The organism is Nonomuraea turkmeniaca, assembly GCF_005889735.1.
GTDB classification, from domain to species: domain Bacteria; phylum Actinomycetota; class Actinomycetes; order Streptosporangiales; family Streptosporangiaceae; genus Nonomuraea; species Nonomuraea turkmeniaca.
The window spans coordinates 20,260-29,722 of the sequence record NZ_VCKY01000135.1 but is presented as its reverse complement, the minus strand read 5'-3'; the positions used below and the strand labels follow the sequence as shown (position 1 = coordinate 29,722).

14 protein-coding genes are annotated in these 9,463 nt (G+C 69.4%); 7 read left to right on the top strand and 7 right to left on the bottom strand.

Going from position 1 to position 9,463, the window contains the following annotated elements; translation table 11 throughout:
• Nucleotides 1–113: 113 nt before the first annotated feature.
• Entirely contained in the window at nt 114–704 is a 591-nt protein-coding gene (locus ETD86_RS32770) for a hypothetical protein (protein WP_138670525.1), read from the top strand.
• On the opposite strand, the gene ETD86_RS32765 is transcribed toward ETD86_RS32770, so the two are convergent.
• Nucleotides 679–912, bottom strand: a complete 234-nt coding sequence (locus ETD86_RS32765) for an NUDIX hydrolase (protein WP_138670524.1) — start codon at nt 910–912, stop codon at nt 679–681. The genes ETD86_RS32770 and ETD86_RS32765 overlap by 26 nt on opposite strands.
• A 36-nt stretch (nt 913–948) precedes the next feature.
• On the opposite strand from ETD86_RS32765, the gene ETD86_RS32760 reads away from it, so the two are divergent.
• Both ETD86_RS32760 and ETD86_RS32755 read left to right on the top strand, forming a co-directional pair.
• A complete protein-coding gene (locus tag ETD86_RS32760) occupies nt 949–1,542 on the top strand; it encodes a DinB family protein (RefSeq protein ID WP_138670523.1) in 594 nt (197 codons plus the stop codon).
• A gap of 66 nt (nt 1,543–1,608) precedes the next feature.
• Nucleotides 1,609–2,130: a nitroreductase family deazaflavin-dependent oxidoreductase gene (locus tag ETD86_RS32755; protein ID WP_246148559.1), complete on the top strand. Its 522-nt coding sequence runs from the start codon at nt 1,609–1,611 to the stop codon at nt 2,128–2,130.
• A gap of 79 nt (nt 2,131–2,209) precedes the next feature.
• Here the strand turns inward: ETD86_RS32755 and ETD86_RS32750 are convergent, their stop codons facing one another.
• Entirely contained in the window at nt 2,210–3,238 is a 1,029-nt protein-coding gene (locus tag ETD86_RS32750) for an alcohol dehydrogenase catalytic domain-containing protein (RefSeq protein ID WP_138670522.1), read from the bottom strand.
• Nucleotides 3,239–3,329: 91 nt separating this feature from the next.
• Here ETD86_RS32750 and ETD86_RS32745 point away from each other — a divergent pair, with 91 nt between their 5' ends.
• Nucleotides 3,330–3,812: an Lrp/AsnC family transcriptional regulator gene (locus tag ETD86_RS32745; RefSeq protein ID WP_211370462.1), complete on the top strand. Its 483-nt coding sequence runs from the start codon at nt 3,330–3,332 to the stop codon at nt 3,810–3,812.
• Here ETD86_RS32745 and ETD86_RS32740 read toward each other — a convergent pair.
• The 3 genes from ETD86_RS32740 to ETD86_RS32730 all read right to left on the bottom strand — a co-directional run bounded on the left by ETD86_RS32740 (nt 3,802) and on the right by ETD86_RS32730 (nt 5,708).
• Nucleotides 3,802–4,050: a hypothetical protein gene (locus ETD86_RS32740; protein WP_138670521.1), complete on the bottom strand. Its 249-nt coding sequence runs from the start codon at nt 4,048–4,050 to the stop codon at nt 3,802–3,804. The genes ETD86_RS32745 and ETD86_RS32740 overlap by 11 nt on opposite strands.
• Before the next feature lie 199 nt (nt 4,051–4,249).
• Nucleotides 4,250–4,726, bottom strand: a complete 477-nt coding sequence (locus ETD86_RS32735; protein ID WP_138670520.1) for an ATP-binding protein — start codon at nt 4,724–4,726, stop codon at nt 4,250–4,252.
• Nucleotides 4,727–5,111: 385 nt separating this feature from the next.
• The gene (locus tag ETD86_RS32730; RefSeq protein ID WP_211370461.1) at nt 5,112–5,708 is read right to left on the bottom strand and encodes a DUF6069 family protein; all 597 of its coding nucleotides are present in this window, start codon (nt 5,706–5,708) and stop codon (nt 5,112–5,114) included.
• Between the two features lie 172 nt (nt 5,709–5,880).
• Between ETD86_RS32730 and ETD86_RS58470 the strand changes: the two genes are divergently transcribed.
• Nucleotides 5,881–6,162, top strand: coding sequence for a response regulator transcription factor (locus tag ETD86_RS58470; protein WP_246148556.1), 282 nt, complete (start codon nt 5,881–5,883; stop codon nt 6,160–6,162).
• Between the two features lie 31 nt (nt 6,163–6,193).
• Entirely contained in the window at nt 6,194–6,676 is a 483-nt protein-coding gene (locus ETD86_RS32720; RefSeq protein ID WP_138670518.1) for an NUDIX hydrolase, read from the top strand.
• A gap of 18 nt (nt 6,677–6,694) precedes the next feature.
• Here ETD86_RS32720 and ETD86_RS32715 read toward each other — a convergent pair whose 3' ends face one another.
• Nucleotides 6,695–7,411, bottom strand: a complete 717-nt coding sequence (locus ETD86_RS32715) for a dihydrofolate reductase family protein (RefSeq protein WP_138670517.1) — start codon at nt 7,409–7,411, stop codon at nt 6,695–6,697.
• A 126-nt stretch (nt 7,412–7,537) separates the two neighbouring features.
• Here ETD86_RS32715 and ETD86_RS32710 point away from each other — a divergent pair, with 126 nt between their 5' ends.
• On the top strand, nt 7,538–7,834 hold the full coding sequence (locus ETD86_RS32710) for a hypothetical protein (protein ID WP_138670516.1): 297 nt from the start codon (nt 7,538–7,540) through the stop codon (nt 7,832–7,834).
• Here ETD86_RS32710 and ETD86_RS32705 read toward each other — a convergent pair.
• The gene (locus ETD86_RS32705; protein ID WP_138670515.1) at nt 7,831–9,102 is read right to left on the bottom strand and encodes an MATE family efflux transporter; all 1,272 of its coding nucleotides are present in this window, start codon (nt 9,100–9,102) and stop codon (nt 7,831–7,833) included. The two genes, ETD86_RS32710 and ETD86_RS32705, sit on opposite strands and share 4 nt — an antisense overlap.
• Between the last annotated feature and the right edge of the window lie 361 nt (nt 9,103–9,463).

Genomic DNA, 9,463 nt, shown 5'->3' with positions numbered 1-9,463 from the left:
CCCTCCCTCTTAGCCACCGACCTCGCCGCACCCTCCCTAGGCGACGCGCACCCCGCCCCCACACTCCGCCCCGGCAATGCTCCGCCGGTCTCCGCGCTCATCCGGAGCGGCGCATGACGGGTCTGGGCCCGCGCGTGGTCCTGGTGCCCGACCTGGGCGAAGACCTGGCGCGCGCGATCGAGGAGCTGGAGCGACTGCTGGTGACGTTGGAGGCCGCCGAGGACAACGGCGCGACCCTGCCCGGACCCCTGGCGAACGGCGCCGCGCTGACCGCGCTCCGCAGGCTGTGGCGAGCGCTCGCCCCCACCCAGGGCCAGCGCGCCGCGGCCGCCAGGCTGGCGGGCCGGCTGTACGCGCCGGGCCGCCGGACCGAACACGTCCCCCTGCGCCTGGTGGACGTCGATCCGATCGACGTGGTGACGTTGTCGGCCGCCGCCGCCGCGCTGGGCATGGGCGCGGTGAGCGCGGGCGTGGTACGTGACGCCTTGGAGGCCGGTGGCGCCAACTTGTCGGGCACCGACCTGGTCGCCGTCGCCGCCAGCATCAGCGGTCTGCTGGACCTGGCCGACACGGCCGAGTCCATCGTGCTGCGCGAACGCCTGGCCGCCGCGGGGCCGGGCGCGGACGTGGTGCTCACACCAGCGGTCGAGGAGGCGTACCAGGCGACGGCGAACCGCCTCAACGCGATGTGGCCCCGCCGCTGACCGCTCCCGGAACCCCTCCTCCACCAGCTCCCGCCGCGGCGTCGAGGAAGTCCTCACCGTCCTCGACATCCCCACTCGCCGGGATCCAGAACAGGTCCCGCACAGGCGGGCCCGGCACGACGATGGCGCCGTCATTCCGCTGTTGAACCAGCAGAATCCGCTCATCGCGATCGAGCAGCACGACCCGAGCACCCCGTCGCGTGCGCATGAAGCCCAGCTCCCCGAAAGTGCCACAATGATCGACATGACCGCATCGGACCCCAAAGCCGACCTCCACCGCTATTTGCAGACCGCTCGCGAGGCCCTGTTGTGGAAGCTCGACGGCCTCTCCGAGTACGACGTCCGCCGCCCCATGACCCCGACGGGCACCAACCTCCTGGGCCTGGTCAAACACGTGGCCAGCGTCGAGTTCGGCTACTTCGGCGACACTTTCGGCCGCCCGTCCGGCGAGCCGCTGCCCTGGTTCGAGGAGGGCGCGGAGCCCAACGCGGACATGTGGGCGACGCCCGACGAGTCCCGTGAGCAGATCATCGGCCTGTACCACCGGGCCTGGGCGCACGCGGACGCCACGATCAACGAGCTGCCGCTGGACTCCATCGGCCACGTCGCCTGGTGGCCGGCCGACCGGAGCGAGGTCACCTTGCACCGGATCCTGACCCACCTGATCTCCGAGACCAACCGCCATGCCGGCCACGCCGACATCGTCAGGGAGCTGATCGACGGCGCCGCCGGACTGCGCGCGGAGAACGGCAACCTGCCGGACGGCGATCAGACGTGGTGGGAGACGTACCGGAACCGCCTGGAGCAGGCAGCGCACGAGGCCGGCACGGCACGGTAGACCAAACGCTTGCTAGGGAACTATCCTTCATCACCAGCGTTTCCCGGATCCGGACGTGAGGTCACCGTGGTCGAGCAGCAACAGTCCAGCGGCGGGGTCAAGGCACGCGTCAGCACCGCGCTGCGCCCGTTCTTCCAGTGGCTCGCGGGCACGAGGGGGTTCGCCCTGATCGCGCCGAAGATCGTGCCGCCGCTGGACCGCCTCGTCAACCGGATGACCGGCGGCCGCGCCCTCATGGGCGACCAGATGATCCCCCATCTGCTGCTCACCACGACCGGCAGCAAGTCGGGACAGCCACGCGAGACCCCGCTCGCCTGCCTGCCCGAGGACGGCGGCACGTTCCTCGTGGTCGGCAGCAACTTCGGCAGGGAGCACCACCCCGCCTGGAGCGGCAACCTCATCAAGACCCCGCAGGCCACGATCCGTTTCCAGGGCCGCGTCATCCCGGTGACGGCCGCCCTGCTGACGGACGCCGCACGCGAGCAGGCCTGGCAGACCCTCACCCGCTTCTGGCCGCTCTACCAGGGCTACACCGACCGCTCCGGCCGCGAGCTCCGCGTCTTCCGCCTCTCCCCGGACACTCGCTAGGCAGTCCCGGAAACGCGAACGCCGTCGGCGACTGCCCAGGGAATACGTCACGGAGCACTTCTCCGGTTGACCCGCGTCTTCATGAGCGCACCAACACCTTGATCGCCTCACGCCGGTCCATGGCCCGGTACGCGTCTCCGATGTCGCCCAATACCACCTCCGCGGTGAAGACAGGTGACGGATCGAGCCGCCCGGCGAGCACGTCGGCGACAAGCGCGTCGAGATAGACCCGGACCGGCGCCACCCCCGCACGAAGGCCGACGTTGGCGCGGAAGAACCGGTAGAGGTCCACCCCGGTGACGCCGTTGGGCACTCCGACCGAGCCGATCGTGCCGCCGGGACGCGCCACGGCCAGCGCCAGGTCGAGCGCGGACTGGGCACCGACGCACTCGGCCACCGCAGCGGCGCCGCCTCCGGTGCTCTCGACGATCAGCGCGACGGTCTCCGGATCGTCGGCGTGGAAGGTGTCGGTGGCGCCGAAGCGCCTGGCCAGCTGTGCGCGGTCGGGATGGCGACCGACGGAGATGATCCGTTCGGCGCCCGCCCGCCGTGCCGCCAGCACCGCGCACAAGCCCACCGCGCCATCGCCGATCACCACAACCGTCCCGCCACGGACGACGCCGGCCAGGACGGTGGCATGGTGCCCGGTCGCCATGACGTCGGTCAACGGCAACAACCGCCGAGCCAGGTCGTCGTCGACGTCGGCCTGGATGGGAACCAGGGTCGCATCGGCGAACGGCACCCGTACCGCCTCGGCCTGCCCGCCGTCGTTGGCTCCACCCCAGAACCCGCCCCGCCGGCAGGAGGTGGGCACCTCGTCCCGGCACGCCGAGCACGTGCCGTCCGCGAACGCGAAGGGCGCCACCACGAGATCACCCTTCCGCAGGCCTACGACCTCCGACCCGATCTCCTCCACGGTCCCGATCCACTCATGCCCCATCCGATCGCCGGGCGCGAAGGATTCAAGGCCCCGGTACGGCCACAGATCGGACCCGCAAACAGCCGCGAGCCGCACCCGTACCAGCGCGTCGGTGGGATCGCGCAGCGCGGGATCAGACACCTCGACCAACCGGATGTCACCCACGCCCTGCAACACAGTCGCCTTCATGACCAGGAACGCTATGGCCCCTACGCTCTCCAGGACATGCCAGAGTGAAGGCGTTCAGCGTTATCGACCATCGATCTGGAGCCCTTCAGCCGTGCCCGCCGACGAAACGCCGGTCCTCGATCCCGTCGACATGAAAATCATCCGCGAGCTGACCCACGACGCCCGGACGAGCCTGGCCGAGCTGGGCCGCCGTGTGTCCCTGAGCCGCTCCGCGGTCGCCGAGAGGCTGCGCCGGCTCGAGGAGAGCGGCGTGATCCAGGGCTACACCGCACACCTCGATCTCGCCCGGCTCGGCCTCAGCCTTCAGGCTCGCGTCGCGCTGCGCCCCCACTACCGTTCCAGGAAGGACACGAACCGGCTACGCGAACGCCTCCTGACGACGGCGTGCGTCTTGTCCTGCGTCCATGTGACCGGCCAGAACTGCTACGAGCTCACGATCGCCGTCCGCGACGCCCGCCACCTGGAAGCGGTGCTGGAGGAGCTCGGCACTCTGGGCGAGACCACATCCTCGGTTGTGCTCTCCGAACTCGTCAACCCGCGCGACGTCGACGTCACCACCTGGGTCACCCGGTGAGGCGAGACTTCCGCATGCCCACCACCAGCATGACGCCCCAGGCGGAGGCCCGTTCGCGGACGATCCGGAGCGCCGGAAAGACGTCGTCCTTGGCCACCCGCGACTGCGCCTCGACGGCGTCCATGATCGCAGAGGAGGACGCCAGGCGCATGAACTCCTCGTCGGCTCGCGGCGTCGCCGCCAGCCGATACCTGAGGACGAACACGGTCAGGCCGTGCTCGGTGAGCCGGCGTGGCATCCTGGCCCGGCCCCGGCAGGCGTTGACGCCTCCCGGCGAGCGCGACGCGTCGACGGCGGGGCCGTCGGCAGACCGCTATCCGCTGGACATGATGATCGCCCTCGCCGAAGCCCTCACTGCGCTGACTGCACGAGCAGTGGTGAACTCGAGCGCCGTGCAGCGGGCTCAGAGGACTCAGAGGACTCGGAGGGCCCGGGGCTCAGGCGGCGATCGCCTCCAGAGCATCCAGGGACTCCACGTGGGCGTCGGCGAATGCCGGCAGCTCGAACCAGATGGCCTTGCCCCGAGCCGTCGCAACGCTGCCCCAGCAGTTGGAGAGCATGTCGACCAGGAACAACCCGCGCCCGCTCTCCGCATCGACGTCCACAGCACGCATGCTCGGCAGCTCAGGGTCCTCATCCTCGACCTCACACCGCAGCCGCCCGTCCACGGCGGCGAAGCTGAGCCGAGCCTGCCCGCGCGTGTGATCGAGCGCGTTGCCGACCAGCTCGCTCACCAGCAGCTCGGCAACCTCGATCTGGTCCTCGAAACCCCACTCGGCCAGCGTCGCCCGGGTCAGCCGGCGGGCCCTGCGAACCGAGGGAAGCTCGGCCGGGAGCCACCACGAGGCCTGCCGGCCCGCTTCCGCGCCGTGGCCGCTCTCGACCAGTGTCCTGCTCCGCGCAAGTCCCTTCATACCGTTCTCTCCCGGTGCCGCCTGTCCGTTCCTCACAACACGAGAATGCCTCTGTGAGCTGCGGCACCGAGACGTGAGAACTCCCCATATAGGTACCTATTCCGGAGAGCCTACGTACCTACGTTCCGGCGCAGCCCGCTCGGACGCGACCTCACCGGCGGCGCCGTGCTCGAGGATCCGATGCCGCTGCAGGATCACGGCTGTTTCCTCCCCGAAGACCCCTTCGCCCTGCCACCCGGCTCGCAACCCTGAACCCAAGAGCGCGCTGGTAGGCATGGGGCGGGGGTGCCTCGTCCCAGCCGTCGCGCTGGCGATCGAGGACCTTCACCACCACTGATCCAGGCCGGACGCCGCCTGACCGTCCCTGCAGAAGCAGCACGCCTGCTCAGTCGTACGGGTCGTAGTCTCGGCGCTCGTGCCCGCGCCGCTCATATCCTCGGGGCTGCTCATACCCACGAGGCTGCTCATGGCTCCGGGGCCGCTCATACCCCCGATGCTGCTCGTACGGATACGGCTCAGGATCCGGCGCTTCCTCAAGGGCCGTACGCCCGATCGACGTCAGGAGCGAGACGATGGCGATGCCGATGATGAGATTGATGGCGGCCGTGGCGATCTGCGCGATGAGATCGGCGGAGTGCATGAACGGCAGGATCGTGATGAGGACGGTGAAGAGCCCCGCGATCCAGCTGAAGAACCTGGTCGGCTCCGGCGTCGACAGCATGAGGATGTAGAGCAGCAGCGTGGCGACAAGCGCCGCGGCGGCGGCCGAGATCGCATATCCGGTGGTCGCCGCGCTGCCGTACGCGGAAGCCCCGCCGGGAGTGAGGACACGGATGCCGAGGAGCCTCGTGCTGATCATGACCCCGACCACCACGATCAGGGCGGCCACCACGGCGGCGGCCACGCCGCCTCCCCACACGCGCGCCGGATTGACCGTCGGCCTGGCCGATCCGGGGCGGCGATCATGGGAGGGATAGGACATGCGAATCACCTCTGTCGCGAATGCTGATCAGGCACTTCGAGCACCTTACACGTGCAGTCAAGAGCAGGGAGGGCTGCTGCGCGCCCTCGTCGGCTCCCACCAGCGGGCGGAAGAGGGTTCTCGAGTACGGTCTCAGTCGTCCCTGCGGCGGAAAGCCAGGAGGGAAGCGGCGATGAGCGCGCTGACGAAGGCGGTGAAGATCCTGATCGTCACCACCACGGGGCGGCGCGCGGCACGCGCCCGCAGGCTGGCCTGCCTGGACGAACTGACCGAACGGGAGGGGAAAGTGCTGGTCTGCCTCTTCCGGGGGATGTCCAACGCGGAGATCGCCACCACGCTGTTCCTGAGCGAGACGACCGTCAAAGGGCACATCTCCCGCATCCTCGCCAAAACGCAGTGCACCAACCGCACCCAGGCCGGTCTGCTCGCCTACGAGGCCGGCCTTGGCCGGTAGCGGGCACGCACAGGAGTCCAGGTGACGTGACATGAGCGACGTGGTCCCACGCCCCAGCGCACGTGTCGTGGTCATCGACGACGCCGATCGGCTCCTGCTGTTCTCCAGCCATAACCGGCACGATGGCTCCGCTCGCTGGTTCACCCCTGGCGGCGGTCTCCAAGCCGGGGAGAACCATCAAGGTGCAGCACTGCGTGAGCTGTACGAGGAGACCGGGCTGACGGGTGTGCGGCTGGGCCCGGAGGTGTGGCGGGGACGCCCGTGGACCGTGGAGCGGGACGGCGTCACCTACGAGGTGCGGCAGCGCTACTACCTGGCCCGCGTCCCCGCCTTCGAGATCGACACCGCCCGGATGGAGGACTTCGAGAAGGCGAGTATCACCGGCCACCGCTGGTGGACATTGAAGGAACTGGGCGAAACGACCGATCTCCTGCGACCCGCCGGGCTACCGCACCTGTTGGCCAGGCTTCTCGCCGACGGCCCGCCCCGCCATCCGATCCTCGTCAACGGCTGACCAGCGGTGCCGCTTGACTTACGCGCCGTCCCCATCCGCGGGCATCGGCTCTCCGGTGCCGCTTCCGCGGTCGTCGAGCACAAGAGCGGCACGGCCGTTGACGGTGTACCGCAGGTGCGTGACGCCAGGGGTGTGGACGACCCTGGTCGGCGTCAGCTCGATGGCCTCCTTGTCGGCGAGGCCGAGACCCGCGTCGAGCAGCCGCATCCCCGTGCCGAGCACGACCGGCACGACGTGCAGTTCCAGCTCGTCCAGCAGGCCGGCCTCGATCACCTGGCGGAGCAGACTGCCACCCCCGGCGACGGCGACGTTCTTACCGTTCGCCGCCGCGCGGGCCTGCTCGATGGCGCTGGCTATGCCGTCGGTGACGTAGGTGAAGCTGGTGCCGCCTCGGCGTACCAGGGTCTGGCGGGGGCGGTGCGTCACGACGAACACAGGCGCGCGGAAGGGCGGCTCCTCCCCCCAGGGAACCTCGCCGCCATCGGCCATGCGCCGGCCCATGACGTACGCGCCGGCGGCCTCGAAGGTCTCGGCGATGATGTCGGAGTTCGTGTCCTTCTGCCCGCCGGCAAAGCCCTGCCGCTCGCGCCACGCCATGGCGTCGATCACCCAGCGGGTGATCCGGAAGAACCCAGCGGCCTCTGCCGAGTCGATCCAGCTTCCGTCGCCGCTGTGCCTGGGACCGGCGTAGTAGCCGTCCAGTGACACCGACATCTGTGCGGTCACCTTGGTCATCTTGCTTCGCCTTCCTTCTTCCGGCGGGCCCCGGCCGGGGCCCGCTCGCCAAGGGGTCGAAGCTGTCCGCCCTTTCTCTACATCGCATCTGGCCGGATGGGAGAAGTATGAGGAGATCGCTTGCCGATGACCCGAGCTCTACGCTCGGCCGGCGTCTGGGCCGACGGCGAGCTGGCCCGGGCTCGACCGCAGATCGAGAGCTGCCTCGACACGGGTGGACCGTTTCCCGAGCGCCTCCACCTCATCGCGCTCGTCGTGGGCTTCTACGGCGAGCTGTTCGACCTGATGCGCCGGTTCTTCGGTGACGCCGCGGACCTCGTCGAGACCTGGGACGCCACGACCGGCGTCCTGACCGACGCCGGCCTCCGGGACATGCTCGAACGCACCTTGCGTCTCATCGAGCCGGCAGGCTCACCCGGCTAGCCCACCTCGCTGTGCCGCATGAAACCGACCGTCTGCACTGCAAGGATGAGCACGCGACTGGCGATCAACGCGATCCACAGACCTGCCAGCCCATAGGCCGCCGCCGCAGGAGCCATCGCCAAGGCGAGCATGCCATTTCCCGCAATGGCCGAGCCCAGGCTCCAGGTCGAGCGCTTGAGCCCCGTCAGGCCGGCGGACGTCACGATCGCGCAGTCGTCGGCGAGGGCGTAGGCCGCCAGCAACGGCAGAAGGACGAGGGCCAGGTCGAGCACAGTGTCATCCGAGGTGAACAGCCCAAGCACCGCCTCGCCTAGGAAGAGCAGCACGAGCGCACCGGCGAGCTCTCCGGCAGCCGCGATGGTCAGGGCCGCTCGGTTGAGTCGGCGGGCGTCACCAGGGGCGGCGGCTCTGGCGATCTCCGGCGTTACGGCCTGCGCAACGGCGAACGCGCCCAACCCGAGGAATCCATGAAGCGATACGAGGATCGCGTGGGCGGCGGCCCCTTGGGCCCCCGTCCGCGCGGCGGCGTAGGTCACACCGCCCATGACTGCGAACTTGACGACCAGGGTGGCGGACATCGGGATGCCCACCCTCGCCATGCGAACGATCTCCCGTGGCCGGGGACGTCCAGGCCGCAGAGATTGCCCGGCCAACTCGGGTACGCGCAGCAGGAGGACGTTCGACACGGTGACAGCCAGGGCGGTGGATGCCAGGAGGGCGATGCCGGTGCCCTGGATGCCCATCCTGGGCACCAGGATGAGATGCAAGAAGACCCCTAGGACCGTGCTCGACAGGCTTGACCAGAGCACCAGCCGACTACGTCCCAGCGCGACCAGCATCCCGTTGGCGCCTCCGCCTGCGGAGTACAGCAGCACCTGGAGGGCCAGGAGCAGGGGCAACGTGCCGAACTCGGCTGCCACTTCATCGGGCACCCCGCCGATCCGCGCGATCAAGGGGACTCCGAGCATGACGCTTGCGCCGACCGTTCCGAGCCCGATGGTGAGCCAGCGCGCGTCTTTCAGGATGGGCAGTGCCTCAGCGGGGCGGTCACGACAGACGGCGATGAACGGGGCCATGCCGCGCAGACCGCCCGACACCGCGGCCGTGACCGGGGCGAGCACCGCATTTGCGAGCGCGAAGGCCGCTAATTGGGTTGTTGCCTGGTGCCCGAGGAGGGACGTGCTGATGAGCTGGGCGACGACGCCGGCGCTCATGGACAGGAAAAGAGGAACTGCCGCGTTCAGGATCGCGCGATGAGGAGAAGGCATACAAAGCAAAATCCCGGGCGATCACCCGCTCGGGATACAAGATCATTATACCACCCCAACAGCGGAGCCCGGGGTCATTCGGGTGGTGCAGCCGACGAACGGCACACGAAACCGGGACCCCTGTGGCCACCCGCGTAACGGAGGCGGGTAACCGAACTCAGGGATGGCCATACCCGATCGCTCCGGCGGTTCGCCATGCCTGAAGCACCTGGCAGGGACACCCTCGGCGCGCTGTCCTGCCCTGATCATCGCCGGCCTTGATCGGGCTGAATGCGTCCCAGAAGGAGCGGAAACGCCATGTCCGGCCGCTGTCCTGGGAGATCCGACCAGGACAACGCCACACCAGGATCGCCACCCTCCG